Here is a 21,845-nt window from a genome sequence, read left to right on the forward strand (position 1 = left end):
CAACCGACACAAAGCGGCCCGGGCCGCCGGGGAGGAGACTCCAGCGGGCCGGGGGGGGGGGGGGGTGGGTGGGTGGGGGGGGGGGGGGGGTGTGGGGCCCCCGGGGGGGGGGGGGGGGGGGGGGGGGGGGCCCCCCCCCCCCCCCCCGCCGCCGTTCGCGGTGGCGGGATCAGCTGTTGGGGACGTTGTCCACGAACGCCGTTCCCGCGGTCCGGTAGCCGCCGACCTTGGCCGCGACCTGGGCCGGGGTGAGGACCTGGTCCTTGACGTGGAGGACGTAGTCCACCTTCTGGTCGTAGGCGCGGGGCGTCGAGCCCGGCTGCCCGTTGAGGTCGATCAGCCACTGGTTGAAGTTGATCGACATGCCGCGCTCGGGCAGGTACTTGGCGTCGTGCGTGCCGAAGACCTGGCCGTCGATGTAGTAGGTGATGGCGTTGTTGTCGATGGTGAGCACCAGGTCGTGCCAGCCGGCGTAGCTCTGCCGGGACTCGGTGTGCTGGTTGACGGCCACCCACGGGTCGGCCTGGTACGTCTCCCAGGACGTGGTGTAGAGGATGTTCGAGGGCTCGCCCCAGCCGCCGTTGGGGAGGTACTCGAAGTCGTACTCCGAGTAGTCGTCGGCCAGCGGGGCCTTGAGGTCGTTGATGGGGAAGAAGGTCTGCACGAGGTGGTCCCCGTCCGGGCCGTACTTCGGGGCGTCGGAGAACTTCACCCGCGCCGCGTACGTCCCGTTCTTGAACTTCATGGTCTTGGTGAGGATCTCGGTGTGCTTGGTGCTCTCGCCGGTACCGGCCGTCGAGGTCTCGAGGTTCATGATCGTGTTGCCGCCCTCGGCCGCGAAAGTCACGTTCTCCGGTGCCCAGGTGGCGCCCGGGACGCCGGGGCCGCCCGCGTTGGAGCGCACGCTCCAGCCGTGGGCCCCTATCGCGGGGTCCGTGGAGGAGGTGTACGTGAAATCGTCGAAGAGGGTGGCTCCGGCCGGCCCCGGGTCGGTCGGGGTGGGCGTGGGGGTGGGGTCGGTCGGCGTCGGAGTCGGCGTCGGGTCGGGGGTGTTGCCTCCGGGCGCGGTGCCCCAGACGGTGCCGGTGCCCAGCTTGGCGGTCACCCTGTCCCAGTCGCCGTACGCGGTGCGGGACCCGTCGAAGGAGTAGTCGTCGGACTGGCGCAGCGTCTGCCAGTCGGCGCGGTAGAAGCGCAGCTGCATGTCGCCGGTGTCGGCGCCCGGGGCGAGGCTGCCGGCGCCGCCGGTGAAGGTGATCTCCAGGTAACGGTCGGCGGTGGCCGTCGGGGTGGCGAGGGTGCCGAAGGTGCCGGTGATGTTGGCGCAGCCCTTGACCGCCCAGGAACAGGCGTACCGGTACTGGGTGCTGGGGCCGTCCGCCTTGAAGTAGTAGCGGAAGCTGACCTGGTTCAGGGAGACGGCGCCGGTGCCGTTGTTGACCACCTTGAACCAAGGCTCCGCCTGGTCGGCGGTGGCTCCGGTCGCGCTGGTGCGGTACTGGACCTTGACGGAATCGGCCGCGGCGTTGGCGGGCAGGGCCGTCAGGGCGGCCGAGCCGAGACCGGCGGTCAGGGCGATGGCCAGGGCCAGGGCCGTACGGCGCTTGCGCAGGGGCGTGTGGCTCGGGGCGCGGGTCGGGGTGCTCATGCGGTGTTCCTCTCGGGGTGGGGGGAGGGGAGGGATCGGCCTCGCACACCGAGGGCGGCGAGCCGGGTCTGGTGGTGGCCTTGGCGGCGCAGGAAGTCCGGCCAGTCGCGGTGCGCCGACCAGGCGGTGTCGGCGAGGGCGCTCAGCCGGGGGAAGGCCAGGTATTCGAGCTCGGCCGGGGTGCGCGCGTACTCGGTCCACAGCTGGGCCTGGGTGCCGAGGACGCGGCGCACGGCCTCGGGTTCCCAGTGCGCGGGGGCGGGGTCGTTGTCGTAGACGCCGCGCAGGTCGAGCACGCCGCCGTCCTGGCCGCGGGGTTCGCCGGGGTCGGCGGACTGCGGGTAGTCGAGGTAGGTGGAGCGGTAGGGGGTCATGATCACGTCGTGGCCGCGCAGGGCGGCGGCACGCCCGTGCTCCGCGTCGAGCCAGGCCAGGGCCGTGAAGGAGGCGGGCAGTTCGGTGCCTGTTCCGGTCCAGCCGAGCGGGCGGCGGCCGAGCCCGGCCAGGTGCTCCGCGACCTCGCCGAGGAACCAGCCGTGGAGCGCGCCGGGGCCGGCGAGCCCTTCCGCGGCGACCCGGGCGCGGGCGGCCGGGGAGCCTTCCCACTCCACGCGGGGGCATTCGTCGCCGCCGAGGTGGACGTAGGGCCCGGGGAACACGTCCGCGACCTCGTCCAGCACGCCCCGGCAGAAGTCGAGCACGGCGTCGTGGACCCCGAAGACGTTCTCGCAGACCCCCCAGCGGGTCCACGTGTCCAGCCGGACGCCGGGCCGGTTGCCGAGCTCGGGATAGGCGGCGAGGGCGGCGCGGGCGTGGCCGGGCATCTCGATCTCGGGCACGACGCTCACCCCGCGCCGGGCAGCGTAGGCGACGAGCCCGGCCAGCTCCGCGCGGGTGTAGGCACCCTCGTGCGGGATCCCGTCACCTGCGGTCTGGGCGCGCCGGCCGCCGATCTCGGTGAGCCGGGGGTAGGCCGCGACGGGCATCCGCCAGCCCTGGTCGTCGGTGAGGTGGAGGTGCAGGACGTTGAGCTTGTGCAGCGCGAGCAGGTCCACGAAGCGGCGTACGTAGGCCACGGGCTGGAAGTGGCGGGCCACGTCCAGCAGGGCTCCGCGCCAGGCGAACCGCGGGCGGTCGGTGATCCGCACGCAGGGCAGCCACCAGCCGGCGGCGGGGGTACGCTGCCGCGCGCCCCCGGCGGCCAGCGCCTCGGGCGGCAGCAGCTGGCGCAGGGTCTGCACCCCGTGGAGCAGCCCCTCGGGGTGGGCGGCGCGCAGCAGGACGGAGTCGGGGCGGACGATGAGGACGTACCCCTCGGGGCCGAGGGGCTCCTCCCCGGGAGCCGTGTCCCCGGGGGTCAGGAGGAAGGCGATCCGCCCGTCGGGGTCCGGTGCCAGCGGCAACCCGGTGGCGGGGGCGAGAAGTTCGCGCAGCAGGCCGGCCGCCGCCTCGGCGCCGGGTCCGGCGCGCAGTCCGGTGCGGTGGTCCAGGGCGAAGCGGCCGGGCAGGGCGGTGACCGAGTCGGGGCGCGGGACGAGCGCGAGGTCGGGGCGGAGGGAAGCGGCGGCGGGGCCGGCCACGGCATCGGTCGCGGTGCGGGGACCGGTTTCGGTCACGGTCTCGGTCACGGCGTCGGTCACGGCTTCGGTCACGGCTTCGGTCACGGTCTCGGAAGTTCCTCACCTGGCTGTTCCGCCAACTCATCCGGCGGAGCCAGGAGTTGACCAACTGACCAATTGGTTAGTTGAGTGGCTAGAAGGTGACACGGCCCGAGGGCGGCGTCAACCCCGTACGGACCGAATAGTTTCGATGGACTCCTCGCGCCCCGGCCTCCCCGAGTGGTTAGATGCACATGACCAGTTGGACAGGTGCACAGAGAGAGGTGGGGGCGGGCCATGACGAAGGACGCAACCGACTCGTCAGGATCCGTACTCAAGCGGGAACGGGTCCGCGAGCACCTGTTGGGGCTCATCGACATCCGGCGGCCCGGTGACGCGATCCCCTCCGAACGCACCCTGTGCGCCACCCTGGAGGTCTCCCGCCCCACCCTGCGCGCGGCGGTGGACGAGCTCGTGGCCACGGGGCTGCTCGTGCGCGAGCACGGGCGGGGGATGTTCGTGGCCCCCGCCAAGATCACCCAGGAACTGGCCGCCGACGAGGCGGCCTTCGCGATGCGGCAGGCGGCCGGGCACTGGTCCAGCCGGATCCTGGAACACTCCACCGTCCAGGCGGGCGCCCGGATCGGCCGCCGCCTGCGCATCTCCCCCGGCGCGAGCCTGCTCTACATCGCCCGGCTCCGGCTGGTGGACGGGGCTCCGATGGCGATCGAGCACCTGCACATCCCGGCCGATCTGGTACCGGCCCTGACCCCGGCGGAGCTGGAGGCCGGGGATCTCTACGAGCACCTGCGCGACCACCACGGCGTGTACGTGCACGAGGCGCAGCAGTCCATCGAGCCGACGGTGGTGAACGAGGGGGAGGCGGGGCTGCTGGACGTCCCGCTGCTCTCCCCCGCCCTGCTCATCGAGCGGCTCACCACCGACTCCACCGGCCGGCCCGTGGAGTACGTGCACTCCGTGTACCGGGGCGACCGCTACCGGATCGTCTCGCGCCTGGCCCTCGGGATGTCCCCGGCGGCCGGCCGGCCGGGCGGCCACCACCCGGGGATCCCGCCGGGCGACCTCGGACGCCGGGCGGTCATCACCTCCACCACCACGGGAGACGTCCACACGAGCACGTGACGGTCCCGGACGGCTCGGTCGGCCACGGACGACCCGGTCGGACGCGGACGACCCGGTCGGCCACGGACGGCTCCGTCAGACGCGGACGAAGACCGCCTTGAGGTCGTGGGCCTTGTCCATCGTGACGTTGACCTGGCTCGCGGTGATCGCGTAGCGCTGCCCGTCCAGCTCCCACGCGGCGATCCGGTACCCCCGCGGCGGGGTGGCGGTCACCTTGATCGAGGTCCCCGGCCGATACGGTCCCCAGGTGTCGGGGCGCAGCCCCTCGCCCAGGGTCAGGGCGTGGCGCCGGCGGAGCTGCGCGGGGGCACGGTAGCCGGCGATGAGAGGGGTGGTGATCCGGGCGACGGCCGCGTTGTTGTTGTAGGCGTCGCCGAGCGGCTGGCCGTCCCAGGTGTTCTCCGTGTTCGAGTACTGGTTGACGGCCGTGCAGGGCCCGCCGCAGGCCGAGGAGTAGGCCATCAGCGTGTGGAACCTGCGGTCGGGCGTGACGTAGCCGGTGCTGTAGGGGGTGGTCAGGTAGGGGCGGTAGTCCGCGCCGCCCGCCTGTTCGTCCAGGGTGGCGCGGTCGTGCCACAGCCCCAGGTTGTGGCCCACCTCGTGGCCGAAGTTGTACCAGAGCGCCACGGTCCGGTAGTCGACGACCGAGTAGGCCTGGTCGTCGGTCTTCTCGCTCGGCGGCTGCGGGAGGTTGCCCTGCCCGCTGCTCGTCCCGTTCGGGACCTCGATCATCAGGGAGACCAGGTCGGCGCCGTACTGCTCGCGCAGCGCGGCGGCCGGGGCGCCCAGCCGGGGCTCCCTCGGGTTGGAGAGCAGGCCGTGGACGACCGGTGCGGTCTCCTGGTCCGCCGGGGCGTAGTAGTTGGCCTTGTAGGTGGCCACGATGTCCACGCTCGCCTTGATGTTGCTGTCGGCGAAGGCGTGGTTGATGCTCGTCTCGGCGAAGGCGATCCGCGCCAGCATCGCCTCCTCGCCGCCCATTCCCCACTCGGCGCGCGGGGTGTAGCCGACGACCATGTCGATGACGACGGGCTCCGTGGTGGCGGCGCGGGTCATCAACCGCCTGCGCGCCTCCGCGATGACCGCGGGGTCGGGGTTCTCGTACTGCGGGTCCGCGTCGTCCTGCGGGGGCTTGACGTGGAGGTCGGGGTCCTCCTCCGTGATCAGCAGCCGGCCCGGTTCGTTGCGGGGCTGTGCGATGCGGTACGCCCGTGCGCCCAGGTCGAAGAGGGCGTCCACGCCGACGGTGTCCGGTGCGGCTCCGGGGTCGCAGACTCCGGTGGTCGACAGCACCACCCGTCGGTGCACCCCGGGCTCGACCGGGCGTCCGTCGACCTTGACGACCTCGCCGCTCCATTTGACGGCGCCCCCCGCCGGATCCCGTTCCACGCCGGACTCCACCACCTCGAGGGAGGTGTCGGAGAACGGCCTGAAGGTGTGCCTGCGCGGGGTGCCGAAGGGCTGGTCCGTGCAGAGCCAGCGGTAGTCGGCCAGGTCGAGGTCGATGGTGCGGCTGCGCAGGACGTGGCCGGGCGGCGGGGGTCCGGCCGTTGGGTGCGCGGGCGCGGCGGCCAGGGCGGGCGGCAGGCCGAGGGCGGTGGCGGACAGGGCGGAGAGCAGGCCGGTGACCAGACCGAGACGAGAGATGATCATGCGCGTACGAACGCAGGTCCGCACCGGCCCGGTCCACGCCGACACCCGCTCCCGCCACCGCGTCACCCGGCCACCCCGCCCGGCCTCACCCTGACGGTCCCGGCCGGTCCGGCTCGACCCGACCCGGCTCGACCCCGCCTGGCTCCGCCTGGCCCTGCCCGACCCGACCTGGCCCGACCCGACCCGGCCCGGTGGACCGCGCCCGCTACGTCACCCGGAAGCCGATGGCGGCCGGGGAGCGGTCGAAGGTCAGGCGGTCCCAGCTGGGGAAGGCGAGATCGGTGACGGCGAGCAGCCGGCCGGAGGCGTCGTGCAGGGTGCGGCGTACGGAGAGCCCGCCGGCCGCGGTGGCGGCCTGCGGCGAGTTGGTCCGGGTCATGGTGATGGTCTCCGCCACCCGGCCGGCCTGCGCGGCCCCTTCCAGCCAGTGGTGCAGGGGGCCCAGGTCCTCGTCGCGGACGCCCGCCACCAGGCGGTCCCGGTAGCGGGCCAGTTCGGGGGTCCGGACGACGGTGCGGGGACAGAGGTACGTCACCGCGTGCCGCCGGGTCTCGCCCGCCGGGCCGCTCTCGCGGTGGTGGTGGACCAGGGTCTGCTCCCCGCCGCGCATGCCGAGCTGCTCGGCGAGCGCCGGAGCCAGGGTGACGAGGGTGAGCCACGCCTGGGCAGAGCCCCCGGAATGCGCGGGTGCGGCCACCGGTACGGGGGCGGCCGAGGCGGCCGGTTCGGAGGCGGGAGCCGCTCCCGCGCCCGGGGCCGGATGGCCGGCCGGGAAGGCCACCGGGGGCCGCTGCTCCGCCGTCGGGAACGCCGGGCGGGTGCCGCGCCGGCCGGTGACGACGAGGCCGTCCTCCCTCAGGTGCTGGAGGGCGGCCCGGATGGTCTGCCGGTTGACCTCGTAGCGGGCGGCGAGGGTGCGCTCGGAGGGCAGCCGGGCGCCGGGGGTGAGTGCGGTGAGGTCGAGCTCGCGCCGCAACGCTGCGGCGATCCGCTGGTACTTGGGCATGGCGGCCGGGCCGCCGCCCCGCGAAGGGGAGGGCATGGCTTCTCCTCTGACGGGAGGTCAAGGACTGCGCGGTCTGCTCGACCAACGTAGCATTGGTCTATACCTGTGGGTGAGGGGGGATCCGGTATCCGGACCCTGTTTGGCCGGAACCACACGCTCCCTCAGGGCCGCAGCGGGTTGGGAAGCGGCAGGTAGCGGGCGTCGGCACCGTCCGCACGGGTCCAGCGCAGCAGCAGGTTGGTCTTGGCCGGGAGGACCGGGGCGGCCAGCAGGGCGGCGACCTCGGGGAGGTCGTGGTCCGCGCCGAAGCGCCGGAACTCGGCGCGCGCGGCGGGCCACAGGTCGCCGGCCGCCTCCGGGTGGCTCTGCGCGAGCGCGCCCGCCACCTCGGTCAGGTGGTTGACCACCAGGCAGTAGACGAGGCGCTGCCAGGCGGCCTCCCGGTCCAGGTCCGGGAGGAGCTTCACGCCCTCCGCGTCCCGGAAGAGGGCCTGCGCGGGCACGCCCTGGGCGTCGACGGCCACCAGGGTGTTCTGGAGGTGCGCTTCCAGGACCACTCCGTGCCGGGCGAAGAGGTGCAGCACGGGCGGCACCACCTGGCGCAGGTACGCCCGCCACCATCCGGCCGGGTCGGCGGTCCCCGCCAGCGGGCTGCCCGGATACCCCTCCGCCAGTGCGGCCGCCAGCAGGGGCGTGACCCCGGGCTCCGCGTGCGCCGCCAGGCCGTCGCGGACCAGTACGGCGAGCTCCTCGAAGGCGAAGGCTGCCGTCCGGTACCCCCGGTCGGGCAGCCAGGCCGCACCGGACCCGGACCGGCGCAGCTCCGCGAAGCCCGCCTCGACCGCCGCGTCCGTGCGGCGCAGTTTCAGCAGGTCGTGCCGCCACAGCCGGCGCACGTCGTTGGTGATCCGCACGTCGAGGCTGAACTTCACGAACAGGTCACCGGCGGCGCCTGTGCCACCCGCATCGCCGCCGCCGGGAACGTACAGCGTCCTGATCGAGGCGGTCGGCCAGACGGGCACCCGCCCGGTTCCCAGCGACAGCAGCCTCCCGTCCGCGAGGGCATCGCGGACGGCGGGCCTGCCCGCGACCAGGTCGAGCTGCCAGGGGTGGGCGGGCAGCAGCCGGTAGCCGGCCGGCGCGCGCGGCCCGCCCAGCGTCTCCGCGAGCGAATCGACCGCGTCGGCCGCGGCCGGCCCGCCTTCCTCGGCCGTCTGGTCCTCACGCACTCCCAGGAAGGCCAGCGGGAAACGGGCGTGGGCCTCGGGGGCGTACGGCAGCCAGCCGTTGGCCGGTCCGCCGCCCCGGGCCTTGGGCGCCGGGTGGTGGGGGTGGCCCATGACCAGGGACTGTTCGGACCGGACGTACGGGTCCGCCGGCGGCGGTGTGGTCGCGCGGGCGGCCAGCAGCGCGGCGAGGGTCTCGCGGCTGTCGGCGATCTCGACCGGGAGCTCGTCGTTGGACACCCCGGTGTACTGGCGCAGTTCGTCGGAGACGAGTTTGACCAGTTCGGTATGGGTGAGCGGATGCCACCCGGCCCCGGTCCCCAGCTCGGGCCGCTCGGGCCTGCGCCCCGCGCGCACCCGCAGTGACCGCCCGCTGCCTGACAGCCGGTACGCGCACCAGCCGTCCCCCTGGGAATCCCCTGACCCGGCGAGCGGGACCGGTTCGGCGGCCTCCCGCAGGAGACAGTTCAGGAGCGGGGTGGCCGCGTAGGTGTCGGCGGCGGCGCTGTCGGTGGCGTTGAGGTCCACGGATTCCATTCGGTACGTCCAGAGCGCCGGAGGTGCGCGGGGCGTACCACCGGCCGTGATCTTCAGTATCCGCGATGATGAAGTGATCATCACGTCATCCGAGAGGACCGGGGCCCTGGATCCCAGCATGCACCTCCCCGCCACCGCGGCCGAAGAGGCCGTCGCCGCCGAACTGGCCGGGCTGTCCGAAACCGGCCCCGCCGGCACGCCCCCCGGCAGCCTCGGGTCCGCCTACGAGGCCGCGCTCCCCGGCGCGCGGGGCGCCGTACTGACCCGGCTGTGGCGGGCGTTCGCCTTCGAGCCGCTGCCGTGGATCACCCACCGGGAGCGGGGTTCCGGGTCGCTCGCGCTGCGGCTCGCCTCGGGTTCCCGGCTGGAGGGGCCCCTCCCCGACCCGTACGCGACGACCTTCTCGGCGGCCCGCGCGTCCGCGCCCCCGGTGACCGAGCTGCTGCTCGACGGCCGCCCCCACCGGCGGGCCGCCCCGCTGATGGCGGCGCTCGGGCTGCCGTACGGGGAGGAGTTCGCCGCCGAGCTCGACGAGAGCACGGCCTCCCTCGCCCTGTCCCGGGCCGGCCAGCCGCCCGGCCCGGACGCCGGGGATCTCGCCGCCTGGGACCTCACCGCCTGGGAATGGGAGCAGCGGGTGGTGGACGGCCATCCGTACCACCCCAACTGCCGCTCCCGCCCCGGTTTCACCGTGGCCGAGCAGCTCGCGTACGGACCCGAGCACCGGCCGGTGGTCACCCTCGGGCTGGCCGCCGTACGGGAGGCGGAGTGCCAAGTGACCGGTGCGTGGCCGGACCGGTGGCGGGAGGCCGGGCGGATCCTCGTACCGGTCCACCCCTGGCAGGCCGAGCACGTGGTGAAACAGGGGGGAACGAAGCAGAACGGTCCCGGGCACGGGTACGGGCACGAGCTGCGGCCCGGGCCCGCCGCGCACCCGTTGATGGCCCTGCGGACCCTGTCCCCCGCCGACGGCGGACCCCACGTCAAGACCGCGCTCAGCACCCGCCTCACCTCCTCCGTGCGGGACATCTCCGTGTACTCCATCGAGACGGCCGCCGCGGTCTCCGCCTTCGCTCAGAGCCTGTCCGAGCGGCTCGACGGCCGGCTGCACGTCACCCGCACCCTGGGCGCCGTCACCGCCGGCACCCCGGACCTGGCCGCCGTGCTCCGCGAGCCGCCCGAGGCGTACGCGGACCGGGGCGCGGGCGAGCGCGTCCTGCCCGTGGCCGCCCTGGCGCTGACCCCGTACGCGCGCTCCGACGCCTGGCGGGCCGGTTTCGCCCGGCTCGCGCTGTCGGTGTGCCTGCGGGTCCTGGACCTCGGGGTGGCCCTCGAGGCGCACGGCCAGAACCTGCTGGTCGTGCTGTCCGCCGACGGCGCCCCGCTGCGGCTCGTGTACCGCGACCTCGCCGACATCCGGATCAGCCCGGCCCGCCTCGCCCGCCACGGCCTCTCGGCGCCGCCGCTGTCGGGCCGGCTGATCACCGACGACGTGACCCTGCTGCGCCGCAAGCTCTTCGGGTCGCTGGTGGCGGGGGCGCTCGGCTCCACGGCCGGTTCGGCCGCCGCTCTCGCGGCGGATCTGGCGGCGGCAGCGCCCGGCCTGCCCTGCACCGCGGACACCCGGGCGCTGCTGACCGGGCCGCTGCCGACCAAGGCGCTGACCCTGATGCGGCTGAGCCCGGGGGTCCCGGGCGATCAGTGGGCCGAGCTGGACAATCCGCTGACCGGGGGCTGAGTTCGGGCTCCGGCGGGCTACTGTCCGGGGGCATGGCATCGACTTCGCGCTTGAACTCCGTCCGGTCGTCCTACGACGCCGTCGCCGCCGACTACGCCGCGCTGCTGACCGGAGAGCTGGAGGGCAAACCGCTGGACCGGGCCATGCTGGCCGCCTTCGCCGAGTGCGTGCGCGGAGAGGGGCCCGGCGCGGGCCGGGCGGTCGCGGACCTGGGCTGCGGCCCGGGCCGGGTGACCGCGCACCTGGACGGCCTGGGGGTACGGGCCTTCGGGGTCGATCTGTCCCCCGCGATGGTGGCGGTGGCCCGCCGGACGTACCCGGGGCTGCGGTTCGAGGTCGGCTCGATGGCCGCGCTGGACATCGCGGACGGGGTCCTCGGCGGGGTGCTGGCCTGGTACTCCACGGTCCACACCCCGCCCTCCGGGCTGCCCGCGCTGTTCGCCGAGTTCGCCCGGGTCCTGGCCCCGGGCGGTTACCTGCTGATCGCGTTCAAGGCGGGCGACCGGCAGCTCCGGCTGGACCACGCGTACGGGCATCCGGTCGACCTCGACGTGTACTGGACCCCGCCCGAGCGGATCAGCGAGCTGCTGGCCGGAGCGGGCCTGGCCGAGACGGCCCGCCTGATCCGGGAACCGGACGCCGCGGAGAACTCCCCGCAGGGCTTCCTGCTGGCCCGCCGGACGGGCTGACCGCGGGCGGAGCGGAGCCGCACCCGTCCGGGCGCGGCCGGCGGGCCGGCGCGAAGCACCCGCGGCCGCCCCGGCATGGGCCGTTCGGGGGGCAAGCCCGCCCCCGCGGGCCCGCCTTCGCCCCGAACGGGCCGGGCGGTGGCAGGAAGGAGGGATGACCCTCCACCGCCGCCAGGTGCTCGCGGGAGCCGCCGCGGGCGTCCTCGCCCCGATCGGCTCGACGGCCCCTGCGGCGGCCCGCACGACGGCCCGTACGGCGACCCTGGCGACGGCCCGCCGCACGGACCCGGATTACGGGGCGCTGGCCCGGGCCCTCGACGGCCGGGTGGTGACGGCGGGCGACCGGGACTACGACGAGGCCCGGCAGCTGTTCCAGCCCCGCTACGACACGGTCCGGCCGGGCGCGGTGGCCTACCCCGCGCATCCGGGGGACGTGGCCGCCTGTCTGGACTTCGCCCGGCGCTCGGCCGTCCCCGTGGTGCCGCGCGGCGGCGGCCACGGCTACGCGGGCTGGTCCACCCGTGAGGCCGGTCTCGTCATCGACACGGGCGCCATGGCGGAGGTGGCCGCGGAGTCCGGGACCGGGGTCCGGATCGGTGCGGGCGCCCGGCTCGGGGAGGTGAACTCCGTCCTCGCCGCGCGGGGCGTGGCCGTCCCGACGGGGCTGTGCCCTTCCGTCGGCATCGCCGGTCTCACCCTCGGCGGCGGGCTGGGCCTCTCCTCCCGCTCCTGGGGCGCCGCCTCCGACCGGCTCACCGGGGTGACCGTGGTGACCCCCGACGGGACGGTCCGCGAGGTCGGCGCCGACCGCGAGCCCGATCTGTTCTGGGCCCTGCGCGGCGGTGGGGGCGGCAACTTCGGGGTGGTCACCGGGTTCCGCTTCCGCACCCACCCGGTCTCCGACTGCGCCTTCGCGGAACTGCGCTGGTCCGCCGCCGACTCCCCCGCCGTCCTGCGCGGGTGGCAGCGCTGGCTCCGGGCGCTGCCCGATCCGTTCTGGAGCCAGGTGGAGTTCACCGTGGACGGCGGGCCGGTGGGCGCCCCGGCCCTGCGGGTGCTCTGCCTGGACGGCGGGCCGACGGAACTGGAGCGGCAACTGACCCGGCTGTCCGACCTGGTGGGCGGTCCGCCCCGGGACGTGTGGACCGTCGTGCGCGGCTACGGGGACACCGTCCGGGCTATGGCCGGCTGCCTGGACCGGAGCCCCGCCGAATGCCGCCTGCCGGGCACCTTGCCGGGACACGATCCGCTGGGGCGGCTCGGCCGCGACTCCTACGCCGCCCGGTCCGATTTCTGGGCCCCGGACGGGCTGACCGGACCGGCCGTCTCGGCGGTACTGGCCGCCCTGCGGCGCTACGCCGGGAGCGTGCCGCGCGGCGGGTTCGGCGTGGTGCAGCTCGACGGGGTCTGCGGCGGAGCCCTCAACCGGATCCCGGCGCGGGCCACCGCCTTCGCGCACCGTTCGGCGGGGTTCCTCGGCCAGTACCTCGTCTACTGGCCCGGATCGGCTCCGGCCGCGGTCATCGGCCGGCACCAGGACTGGCTGGACGGGCTCTGGCGGGACCTGCGGCCCTGGGCGGGCGGTGCCGCGTACCAGAACTACGCCGACCCCAAGCTGACCGGCTGGCGCGAGGCCTACTACGGGCCGAACCTGGCCCGCCTCGAAGAGGTCCGCAGCCGCTACGACCCGGACCGGCTGCTGCGCTTCCCCCAAGCCGTTTGACCCTCCCTGCCCATCCCCGAAGAAGGAGACGGACATGCGACGCACGTTGACGGTGGCGGCGGCCACGGCCGCCCTGCTGCTGCCCGGCGGGCCCCTGCCCGAGGCCGAGGCCGGCACCGCCCCGGCGCAGGCCCCGGCGCAGGCCCCCGCCACCGACCGGTGGTCGGCCCGGGAGGCGGAGTCGTTCTGGACCCCCGACCGGATGGCGTCCGCGGTCCCCATCAGCCGGGGCGGCGCCCCGGCGGCGGTGGACGGGACCGGCCGGGACTTCGACGGCATCCCGGTCGTCGGCCGGATGTTCGTCATGAAGGGCGGCGGGGCGTACTTCTGCACCGCGAGCGTGGTCGCCTCCCCCGGCCGCGACCTGGTGCTCAGCGCGGCGCACTGCCTCCTCGGGACGGACGCCCGGCAGGTGGCCTTCGTACCGCAGTACACGGCTCAGAACCCCCAGCCGTACGGGATGTTCCCGGTCCTGCGCGACGCGGCCGGCCGCTCCAAGGTCTGGATCGACCCGCGCTACCGGCAGCTCGGCGCGGACAAGGGCGCCGCCCTCGACGTGGCCTTCGCCCAGGTCGGCCCGGACGCCGACGGCTTCCCCGTGGAGGACGTGGTGGGCGGCAACCGCCTGGTCACCGGCGCCACCTACGCGCACCCCAAGGTCTCGCTGATCGGCTATCCGGCCTCCGCCGCCCGGCCCCGGCTGTGCGTGAACCGGACGACGAAGTTCACGAGCACCGATCCGGGGATCCCCGGATCGTTCCTGCGGATCGACTGCACCGGCTACCCGGGCGGCACCAGCGGCGGCCCGTTCCTGACAGGCTTCGACGAGCGGACCGAAACCGGCGACGTGGTCGGGGTGATCGGCGGCTGGAAGACGGGCGGGGACACCCCCGACACCTCCTACAGCTCCTACTTCGGCGCCGACATCAGGAAGTTGTACGAGAAGGCTCTCGCCGGGGCGCGGGTGGCGTGAGCACCCGCACCCAGCGGGTGCGGCGCGGGTTGCCCACCGTACGGGGGGTCGCCGGCAGTCCCTCCGCGCTCAGCGGTTCGGCGGGCGCGAGGCCGAGCTGGCGGCGCAGGTCCGCGAGGGCGGTGTGCACGGGGCCGAGGATGACCTCGGCCCGCGGGTGGGCGTGCGCGAGGGCGTGCGCGGCCGTCTCGATGGCCTCGGCGGCGTCCTCGGCGGCGCCCCGGCTCCACCCGCCGGGGGCGGTCCGCCCCCAGGGCGCGAGGGTGTCGTAGAGGTGGCAGGCGGCATCTGCCACGGCGTCGGCCTGTTCACCGACGCCGGGCGCCGCGATCGTCGGGAGCTCCATACCCGCTCAACGAGCGGAGCCCGCCCGGGGAACGAAGACCGCCCAGGTCACGGGGAGAGCGCCTGCAGCCAGAGCGGCAACAGCAGGAGGGCGACCAGGGAACTCTTGATCACGACGGCGGCGGAGAGGTCCACGCCCACGTCGTAGCGCTGGGCGAAGATGAACAGGTTCTGGGGCGTCGGCATCGCGGCGATCAGCACGAGGTACGTGAGCCACTCGCCCCGGACCCCGAACAGCGCCCCGCACACCGCCCAGGCCAGGAGCGGGAAGGCCACGCACTTGAAGCCGATGAGCGCCAGCTCCTCGCGGGTCGTCCCCCGGACGTCGAGGCCGATGCCGCCGAGGTGCAGTCCGAGGGCGAACAGGGCCACCGGGGACGCGCTGTCGCCGACGAAGCCGGCACCGTCGAGGACCACCTCCGGGACGGGCACGGAAAGCAGGTTGAGCAGGATCCCCGCGTTGCAGGCGAGGACCAGCGGCGTGACGAGGGAGGCGCTGACGGCGCGGCCCAGCCGCCGGGCGGGGCCGCCGCCCGAGCCGGGGCCGCCGCCCGAGCCGGGGCCGGTGCGGCCCAGTTCCATGATGGCGATGACGACGAGGGACAGCACGCAGACCTGGAAGAGCAGCACCGGGAAGATCGGCGCCGCCGTGCCGAAGAAGGTGATGAACACGGGGACGGCGAAATAGGCGGTGTTGACCTGGACCCCGGCCATCACGCGCAGCGCCACCGCCCGGGGGTCGCGCAGTCCGGCTGCCGCCGAGGCGGCGGCGACGGCCGCGACCGCGAGGGCGGCGGCCGCCGCGTAGCCGCCGATGGCCCGCCAGTCGAAGAGGGCGGAAAGGTCCGCGGCGTAGATGTTGCCGAACAGGTAGCACGGGACCGCGAAGAGGAAGGCGTAGTCGGCGAAGGCCTTGGAGGCCTCCGCGGGGACCACCTTGCGGCGGGCGAGGAGCACGCCCGCGCCGAAGGCGAGCGCCACCGGTATCAGTTTCTCGAGCGCGGCCGCCCCGCCCATGCGTACCCGCTCCCCGCCGTTCGGTGATCGCCGTTCGGCGATCACCCTTCAGTGATCGTCCACGACGGCCGCAGTCTATGCCGAGCGGCTGCGGCGGCCGGCAGGGGCTTGCCCCTGACGTGCGGGTCAGGGTTTAGCTTCGGCGCACCCACCCGCCCGTGCCCGGCGGCGGCCGTCCGCGCCGTCGCCGGCCGCGCCGCTTCGAGGAGCCCCGATGGTCACGGCCGCCCTGCCCCGTACCGCACGCGAGATCCGGCTCGCCGCCCGCCCCGAAGGACTGCCCGAGCGGGCGCACTTCACCGTCGTGGAGGCACCGCTGCCGGAGCCCGGGCCCGGACAGGTGCTCGTCCGCAACCGCCACTTCCTGGTGTTCCCCGGGCTGCTCACCCTGATCGGGGGCGCGGTCGAGGGACTGCCGCTGCCCCCGCTCCGCGCCGGTGACACGGTGTTCGGGCCGGCCGTCGGCGAGGTGGTGGCCGCCCCGGCCGGCAGCCCGCTGCGGCCGGGCACGCTCGTCTCGCACCTGCTCGGCTGGCGGGAGTACGCCCTGGTGGACGCGGCCGGCTGCACCCCACTGGACGACGCCCTGCCCGACCCGGTGGCGTACCTCGCCCAGGGCTCGGCCCCGTACGGCGCGCTGACCCGGCTCGCCGGAGTCCGGCCCGGGGACACGGTTCTGGTCACCGGCGCGGCCGGCGCGGTCGGGACCCTCGCCGGCCAGACGGCGCGGCTGCTGGGCGCGGGCCGGGTGATCGGCACCACCGGCTCGCCGGAGAAGGCCGGGCGTCTGGTGCGGGAACTGGGCTACGACGCGGTCCTGCTGCGGGGCGCCGCGCGGCCCTTCGCCGAGCAGCTGGCCGGGGCGGCGCCCGGGGGGATCGACGTACTCGTGGACACGGTCGGCGGCGAGCAGTTGTCCGCCGCCCTCGGCGCGGCCCGGCAGGGTGCCCGCTTCGCGCTGGTCGGCGCGCTCTCGGGCCAGTTGGCGCCGGCGGGTGGCGGGGGCGGCGCCCCGGTGGAGGTCGACTCGTTCCGCCTGGTCGTCAAGGGCGTCTCGGTGCGCGGGTACCTCGGTACGGAGCATCCCGGCGTGGAGGAGGAGTGGACCGGGCGCTTCGGGGCCTGGCTGCGGTCAGGCGAGATCCGCTTCCCCCATGTGCGGATCCCGGGCATCGATCGCGCCCCGCAGGCGTTGCGTGAGTTGGCGCAAGGACGGCACTTCGGCGCCGTGGTGGTGGAGTTGCCGCAATGATCCGGGCCGGGGGCGGCCCGGGAGACGGGGTGGCGCGGAATGCGGATCGGTGACGCGGCGGCGGCAGCGGGGACCACGCCCAGGGCGCTGCGGTTCTACGAGCAGCGCGGACTCCTCGCCCCGCAGGGCCGCAGCCCCTCCGGGCAGCGGGAGTACGGGCCCGGGGACGTGGCCAGGATCCGGATCATCCGCGATCTGCTGGCCCACGGGTTCACCGTCGAGGACCTGCGCGGTGTGGCCGACCGGCTCCACCTGCTCGCGGCGGATCCGCCGCCGCGCTGCGGATCCGGCGGCGGGGTCGTCGGGCACCGGCTCTCCGTGCTCGACGCGGAGATCGAGCGGCTCACGCGCCTGCGCGAGGCCCTCGCCCGGCGGGCGGGTCTCGACGCCCCGGCCGCCCCTACGGCGGGGCCGGAGCCAATGGCGGTCCCCGACCCTGTGAGGGACCCCATGCCAGACCCGGACCAGGTGGCCTTCCCCGTGGCGGGCACCATCCCGGACCCCGACCCGATGGTGGCGCCGGACTCGGTGCCGGACACCCTCCCGGGCGGCCGGGGCCGGACGGGGAGGCCCGGTCGGCCGGTGAGCGCCGGCGGCGGGCCGTGGACGCATACGCTGGACCGATCATGAGCGAGCGAGCCCGATCCCGATTCCGATCCCTCTTCCGAGCCCGGCCCGGATCCCGGTCACCGTCCGGACCGCCGCAGGGATCCGCGTCCGGATCCCCCTCCGGGTCCCGGCCCGGATCGCCGCATGGGTCCCCGTCCGGATCCCCCTCCGGGTCCCCGCCCGGATCGCCGCGCCGGTCCGCGCCGGTGGCCCCGGACGCCCCCCACGCCCGGCCAGGGCAGTTCGCGGTGGCGCTGCGTACCCCCGCGCGGGCCGCCGAACCGCTGCTCGCGCAGGCGCCCGAGGCCTGGCAGCGAATGCTGCCGTACGCCGTGACCGCCGTGTGCGTGATGACGCTGCTGCCGGTGACCATCGCGGTGCTGACCAACGACTACAAGGCGGGCGGCGGCTGGGCCGGAGCGCTGGGTGTGGCCCAGACCCTGCCCCTGCTGCTCGCCGTGACCCGCCCGCTGCCCGCGTGGGGGATGGTGCTGCTCGCGGACACGGCCGGGGCCGCCGTGCTGACCCAGGCCGACCGGGTGGCGGGCCACGCCTGGCCCTGGACCCCGATGGTGATCATCGGCTACCTGGTCCTGATGGCCTGCCTGGGCCTGCGCGAGTCCATCCGGACCCTGGTCTGGGTGTGGCTGGCGACCGGGGTGACCGGGGCGCTGCTGAGCGCCTTCAAGCCGGACGGGGTGACCAACACCGTCGCCCTGCTGTTCGTCCTGTCCGGAGTGGTGCTCGCGCTGACGGGAGCACTGCGCGGGCTGGGCGACGCGCGCCAGAAGATCGCCGAGCAGGAGAGCATCAGCGAGGCCGAGCGGTCCCGGCGCACCCTGCTGGAGGAACGGGCCCGGATCGCGAGGGAGTTGCACGACGTGGTGGCCCACCACATGTCGGTGATCACGGTCCAGGCGGATTCGGCGCCGTACCGGCTGCCCGGCATGGCGGAGCCGGTGCGGGAGGAGTTCGCGGCGATCGCGTCGAGCGCGCGGGAATCGCTGGGCGAGATGCGGCGGCTGCTGACGGTGCTGCGCGGCGACGAGGCGAACGGCGGCGCCGACCGGACCCCGCAGCCGGGGCTCGGCCGGTTGCAGCAGCTGGTGGAGGCGACCGTACGGGCCGGACAGCCGGTGGAGTTGGCGCTGGCCGCGGGCGCGGCCACGGCGGCGGCGCCGGCCGTTGACCTGTCGGCGTACCGGATCGTCCAGGAGGCGCTGGCCAATGTGGTGCGGCACGCGCCGGGTGCTTCGACGCGGGTCTCGGTGACCTTCGACGAGGAGGAGCTCCTCGTGCTGGTGGTCAACGGACCGGCGCGGGACGCGGTGGTGGCGGTGGAGACCTCGGGCACCGGGCACGGTCTGGTGGGGATGCGGGAGCGCGTACGGTTGACGGGCGGGACGCTGGACACCGGTCCGCTGCCCGACGGCGGTTTCCGGGTCGCCGCCCGCATGCCCATCAACACCGCTCCCGAGGAACCAAGTTGACCATCCGCGTGATCATCGTCGACGACCAGGCCATGGTGCGGGCGGGTTTCGCCGCGCTGTTGTCGGCGCAGGCCGACATCGACGTGGTGGGCGAGGCGCCCGACGGACGCCAGGGGATCCAGGTCTCCCGCACCGTCCACCCCGACGTGGTGCTGATGGACGTCCGGATGCCGGAGATGGACGGGCTCAGCGCCGCCCGCGAGCTCCTCGATCCCCCGCCGGGGGTGGTGCACCGGCCGAAGGTGCTGATGCTCACCACCTTCGACATCGACGACTACGTGTACGAGGCCCTGCGCGCGGGGGCCTCCGGCTTCCTGCTGAAGGACGCCCCGCCGGCGGATCTGATCGCGGCGGTACGGGTGGTCGCCTCGGGCGAGGCGCTGCTGGCTCCTTCGGTGACCCGGCGGCTGATCGCGGACTTCGTCGAGCGGCGGCCCGTGCCGCGCCGCGATCCCGCGCTGCGGCTGAACGGGCTGACCCCGCGGGAGACCGAGGTCCTGGAGCTGATCGCGCGCGGGCTGTCGAACCAGGAGATCGCCGGTCATCTGGTGGTCGCCGAGCAGACGGTCAAGACGCACATCGGGCGGGTGCTGGGCAAACTGGACCTTCGCGACCGGGCCCAGGCCGTGATCTTCGCCTACGAGGCGGGGCTGGTGCGGCCGGGCGACACGACGGCCTGACCGCGGACCGCCGGGAGGATCTTCTCCTCCACCCCCTACCCGGGTATGACATCGCATTTGGCTCCACGGTGCGACGCGCGCTTTGCCGCCTCCTTCTTACCTTCCTCCTCGTCACGAGGAGAGGAGAAGGGGCATGCGCCGCTTCGCAAGGACACTGGTCACGGCCGCACTGGCGGCGACCGTCGTCGCCGGCACCGCGGGATGGGCCTCCGCGGACGCCCAGGCCGCGGTCACCGGCCCGCCGCCGGGCGCCGCCGCCTGGCGGGCCGACACGGTGTCCGGGCAGCCGCCGCCGGATCCGGCGCGGGCCACACCTGTTGAGGTCGCGCGGTTCTTCGCCGGGCTGGACGGGTCCCGGGCACGGGACCTCGTACGGGCCCACCCGCTGGTGGTGGGCAATCTGGACGGGGCACCGCTCCCCCTCAGGTACGAGGCCAACCGGCTGGCCGTGACGGCGACCGGCGAGCCCCGCTTCGCTTCGCTGGCCGCGCCCGGCCGGCAGATCCTGGCCTTCGACCCGCGCGGACGGGGCACCGTCGCCGAGGTCTTCGGTGCCTTGGGCCGGGCCGCGCACGTCTCGGTGATCGTGCCCGGCTCGGACAACGACGCCACCACCTACGACCGCCCGCGGGCCGCCCACACCGGCCCGGCGGGCATGGCCCGCGCCCTGAGGTCCACGACCGGGGAGAGCGTCGCCGTCATCGCCTGGACCGGCTACACCACGCCCGCCGGGGTGGGGCTGGACACGGCCCGCGGGCGGCTGGCGCGGGCGGGCGCGGTCCGCCTCGCCCGGTTCACCGAGGGGCTCGACGCGGTCGGCGCACCCGATCCGGTGCTGTTCTGCCACAGCTACGGCTCGGTGGTCTGCGGGCTGGCGGCCCGGCACACGGACGCCACCGACATCGTCGCCTTCGGCTCACCGGGGATGCGCGCGGACAGCGTGGAGGGCCTGCGCACCGGCGCCCGCGTATGGGCGGCGCGCGGGCCATCCGACTGGATCTCCGACGTGCCCAACGTGGAGTTCGCCGGGCTCGGCCACGGCGCCGATCCCACCTCGGCCGCCTTCGGCGCCCGCCGGATCGACGCCGCCGACGCGGCGGGCCACACCGGCTACTTCACTCCCGGCACCCGGTCCCTGAAGGCCTTCGCCGCGATCGCGACGGGAGCGGCCCGATGAACGCGGCGGAGACCGGGCCGGCGACCTCGCCGTCCATCCTCACCAAGGCCCGGGCGGCCGCCGGCCGGATCGACGCGAAGACCCCCGGCCACCGGGACCGGGCGATCGACGGGCTGCGGGCGCTGGCCCTGCTGGCCGTTCCGACCGGGCACTGGCTGCTCGGCGGGTTCACCCTCGACGCCGACGGGGCCCTGCACAACGCCAGCCCCCTCTCCGCCTTCGGCGGCCTGGCCCCGGCCAGTTGGGTGCTTCAGATGCTCGGCGTCTTCTTCCTCGTCGGCGGCTACGCAGCGGCGCTCTCCTTCCGGCGGCACACCGGATCGGCCGGGGCCTGGCTGAAGGGCCGGATCGCCCGGCTGGGGCGGCCGGTGCTCGGGGTCACGGCGGTGTGGGCGCTGGCCGCGCCCGTGCTGTACGCGGCCGGAGTGCCCGAGGCGACCCTGCGGACGGGGGCGAAGCTGGTGATCCAGCCGCTGTGGTTCGTCGGGGTGTACGTGGTGGTCACCGCGCTGACCCCGTACTGCGTGCGCGCCGCGCACCGGTTCGGCGGCTGGGCGGCGGCCCCGCTGCTCGCCTCGGTGGCCGTCGTGGACTTCCTGCGCTACGGGCCCTTCGCGGACTCGGTGCCCGGGTGGGTGGCGCTGGTGAACATCCTGCCGGGCTGGCTGTTCGCGTACCAGCTCGGCGTGGACTGGGGCGAGGGCCGGATCGGGCGGCGCGGGGGGTGGCTGCTGCTGGCGGGCGGGGGCGCGCTGTTCGCGGCCCTGCTGATGGTCTTCCACTACCCGGCGTCGATGGTCGGTGTGCCGGGCGAGGCCCGGACCAATTCGCATCCGCCGTCGCTGCTGGTCCTGGCCCTGGCCTCGGTCCAGTCGGGGGCCGCGATCCTGCTGCGGGACCGGCTGGCCCGGCTGCTGGCCCGGCCGGCGCTGTGGGCCCCGGTGGTCGTGATCAACCTGTGCGCGATGACGATCCTGTGCTGGCACCAGACCGCGATGCTGGCGGCCGCCGTACCGGGGTCGTTCGCGGGCCCCCTGGCCGGGCTGACGACGGCGCCGGACAGTGTGGGGTGGATCGTGGCGCGGCTGGCGTGGATGCCGGTGTTCGCCGGGCTGCTGGTGGCCATCGCCCGCTACGCCCGCCGCTTCGAGCGGCCTGCGACGGGCCTGACGCGGTCCACGGCGGTGCGCCGCACCGTGGCGGGCCTGCTGGCGGCCGGGTTCGCGGTGTTCGCCCTGGGGCTGGCGTAGGACGGCGTCCGGAGCACCCGTACGAAACGAGAGCGCCGCTCCCCTCGGGGAGCGGCGCTCTCGTACGGTGCGTGCGCGTACGCGTGCGCGG

General features: G+C 75.1%; 17 protein-coding genes and 1 pseudogene. 11 read left to right on the top strand and 7 right to left on the bottom strand.

From position 1 onward, the window contains the following. Positions 1-169 precede the first annotated feature (169 nt). Both ACFYM0_RS11280 and ACFYM0_RS11285 read right to left on the bottom strand, forming a co-directional pair. Positions 170-1,648, bottom strand: coding sequence for a cellulose binding domain-containing protein (locus ACFYM0_RS11280; protein ID WP_388499371.1), 1,479 nt, complete (start codon positions 1,646-1,648; stop codon positions 170-172). Then, on the bottom strand, positions 1,645-3,228 hold the full coding sequence (locus ACFYM0_RS11285) for a beta-N-acetylhexosaminidase (RefSeq protein WP_388500202.1): 1,584 nt from the start codon (positions 3,226-3,228) through the stop codon (positions 1,645-1,647). Before ACFYM0_RS11285 ends, ACFYM0_RS11280 begins: the two co-directional genes overlap by 4 nt. Before the next feature lie 315 nt (positions 3,229-3,543). Between ACFYM0_RS11285 and ACFYM0_RS11290 the strand changes: the two genes are divergently transcribed. Then, positions 3,544-4,389, top strand: coding sequence for a GntR family transcriptional regulator (locus ACFYM0_RS11290; RefSeq protein ID WP_388499373.1), 846 nt, complete (start codon positions 3,544-3,546; stop codon positions 4,387-4,389). A 75-nt stretch (positions 4,390-4,464) separates the two neighbouring features. Here the strand turns inward: ACFYM0_RS11290 and ACFYM0_RS11295 are convergent, their stop codons facing one another. The 3 genes from ACFYM0_RS11295 to ACFYM0_RS11305 form a co-directional block, all read right to left on the bottom strand. Then, the gene (locus tag ACFYM0_RS11295; RefSeq protein ID WP_388499376.1) at positions 4,465-6,042 is read right to left on the bottom strand and encodes a M12 family metallo-peptidase; all 1,578 of its coding nucleotides are present in this window, start codon (positions 6,040-6,042) and stop codon (positions 4,465-4,467) included. A 205-nt stretch (positions 6,043-6,247) separates the two neighbouring features. Next, positions 6,248-7,084: a GntR family transcriptional regulator gene (locus tag ACFYM0_RS11300; protein ID WP_388499378.1), complete on the bottom strand. Its 837-nt coding sequence runs from the start codon at positions 7,082-7,084 to the stop codon at positions 6,248-6,250. A gap of 125 nt (positions 7,085-7,209) precedes the next feature. Continuing rightward, positions 7,210-8,811 carry an IucA/IucC family protein gene (locus ACFYM0_RS11305; RefSeq protein WP_388499381.1) on the bottom strand — a complete coding sequence of 534 codons (1,602 nt, stop codon included), beginning with the start codon at positions 8,809-8,811 and terminating at the stop codon, positions 7,210-7,212. 118 nt (positions 8,812-8,929) lie between these two features. Between ACFYM0_RS11305 and ACFYM0_RS11310 the strand changes: the two genes are divergently transcribed. From ACFYM0_RS11310 to ACFYM0_RS11325, 4 genes are all read left to right on the top strand, one after another. Next, on the top strand, positions 8,930-10,549 hold the full coding sequence (locus ACFYM0_RS11310) for an IucA/IucC family protein (RefSeq protein WP_388499384.1): 1,620 nt from the start codon (positions 8,930-8,932) through the stop codon (positions 10,547-10,549). A 32-nt stretch (positions 10,550-10,581) separates the two neighbouring features. After that, on the top strand, positions 10,582-11,238 hold the full coding sequence (locus tag ACFYM0_RS11315; protein ID WP_388499387.1) for a class I SAM-dependent methyltransferase: 657 nt from the start codon (positions 10,582-10,584) through the stop codon (positions 11,236-11,238). 154 nt (positions 11,239-11,392) lie between these two features. Then, on the top strand, positions 11,393-12,961 hold the full coding sequence (locus ACFYM0_RS11320) for an FAD-binding oxidoreductase (RefSeq protein WP_388499390.1): 1,569 nt from the start codon (positions 11,393-11,395) through the stop codon (positions 12,959-12,961). 34 nt (positions 12,962-12,995) lie between these two features. Continuing rightward, on the top strand, positions 12,996-13,934 hold the full coding sequence (locus ACFYM0_RS11325) for a trypsin-like peptidase domain-containing protein (protein WP_388499392.1): 939 nt from the start codon (positions 12,996-12,998) through the stop codon (positions 13,932-13,934). Here the strand turns inward: ACFYM0_RS11325 and ACFYM0_RS11330 are convergent. Next, positions 13,888-14,280 carry a hypothetical protein gene (locus tag ACFYM0_RS11330; protein WP_388499394.1) on the bottom strand — a complete coding sequence of 131 codons (393 nt, stop codon included), beginning with the start codon at positions 14,278-14,280 and terminating at the stop codon, positions 13,888-13,890. The two genes, ACFYM0_RS11325 and ACFYM0_RS11330, sit on opposite strands and share 47 nt — an antisense overlap. A 47-nt stretch (positions 14,281-14,327) precedes the next feature. Then, positions 14,328-15,296 carry an AEC family transporter gene (locus tag ACFYM0_RS11335; protein ID WP_388499397.1) on the bottom strand — a complete coding sequence of 323 codons (969 nt, stop codon included), beginning with the start codon at positions 15,294-15,296 and terminating at the stop codon, positions 14,328-14,330. A 214-nt stretch (positions 15,297-15,510) separates the two neighbouring features. On the opposite strand from ACFYM0_RS11335, the gene ACFYM0_RS11340 reads away from it, so the two are divergent. The 6 genes and pseudogenes from ACFYM0_RS11340 (at position 15,511) to ACFYM0_RS11365 (ending at position 21,754) form a co-directional block, all read left to right on the top strand. After that, the gene (locus ACFYM0_RS11340) at positions 15,511-16,548 is read left to right on the top strand and encodes an MDR family NADP-dependent oxidoreductase (protein ID WP_388499399.1); all 1,038 of its coding nucleotides are present in this window, start codon (positions 15,511-15,513) and stop codon (positions 16,546-16,548) included. A gap of 39 nt (positions 16,549-16,587) precedes the next feature. Next, positions 16,588-16,923: pseudogene (locus ACFYM0_RS11345) on the top strand (MerR family transcriptional regulator); the annotation flags it as partial. A 440-nt stretch (positions 16,924-17,363) separates the two neighbouring features. After that, positions 17,364-18,647 carry a sensor histidine kinase gene (locus tag ACFYM0_RS11350; RefSeq protein WP_388499402.1) on the top strand — a complete coding sequence of 428 codons (1,284 nt, stop codon included), beginning with the start codon at positions 17,364-17,366 and terminating at the stop codon, positions 18,645-18,647. Then, positions 18,644-19,327 carry a response regulator transcription factor gene (locus tag ACFYM0_RS11355; RefSeq protein WP_327256789.1) on the top strand — a complete coding sequence of 228 codons (684 nt, stop codon included), beginning with the start codon at positions 18,644-18,646 and terminating at the stop codon, positions 19,325-19,327. The genes ACFYM0_RS11350 and ACFYM0_RS11355 overlap by 4 nt, the downstream gene beginning before the upstream one ends. 133 nt (positions 19,328-19,460) lie before the next feature. Further along, the gene (locus ACFYM0_RS11360; RefSeq protein WP_388499406.1) at positions 19,461-20,504 is read left to right on the top strand and encodes an alpha/beta hydrolase; all 1,044 of its coding nucleotides are present in this window, start codon (positions 19,461-19,463) and stop codon (positions 20,502-20,504) included. Continuing rightward, on the top strand, positions 20,501-21,754 hold the full coding sequence (locus tag ACFYM0_RS11365; protein WP_388499409.1) for an acyltransferase: 1,254 nt from the start codon (positions 20,501-20,503) through the stop codon (positions 21,752-21,754). Before ACFYM0_RS11360 ends, ACFYM0_RS11365 begins: the two co-directional genes overlap by 4 nt. The last annotated feature ends 91 nt before the right edge of the window (positions 21,755-21,845 follow it).

This window comes from Streptomyces sp. NPDC006487 (genome assembly GCF_042870555.1).
Classification (GTDB): Bacteria; Actinomycetota; Actinomycetes; order Streptomycetales; family Streptomycetaceae; genus Streptomyces.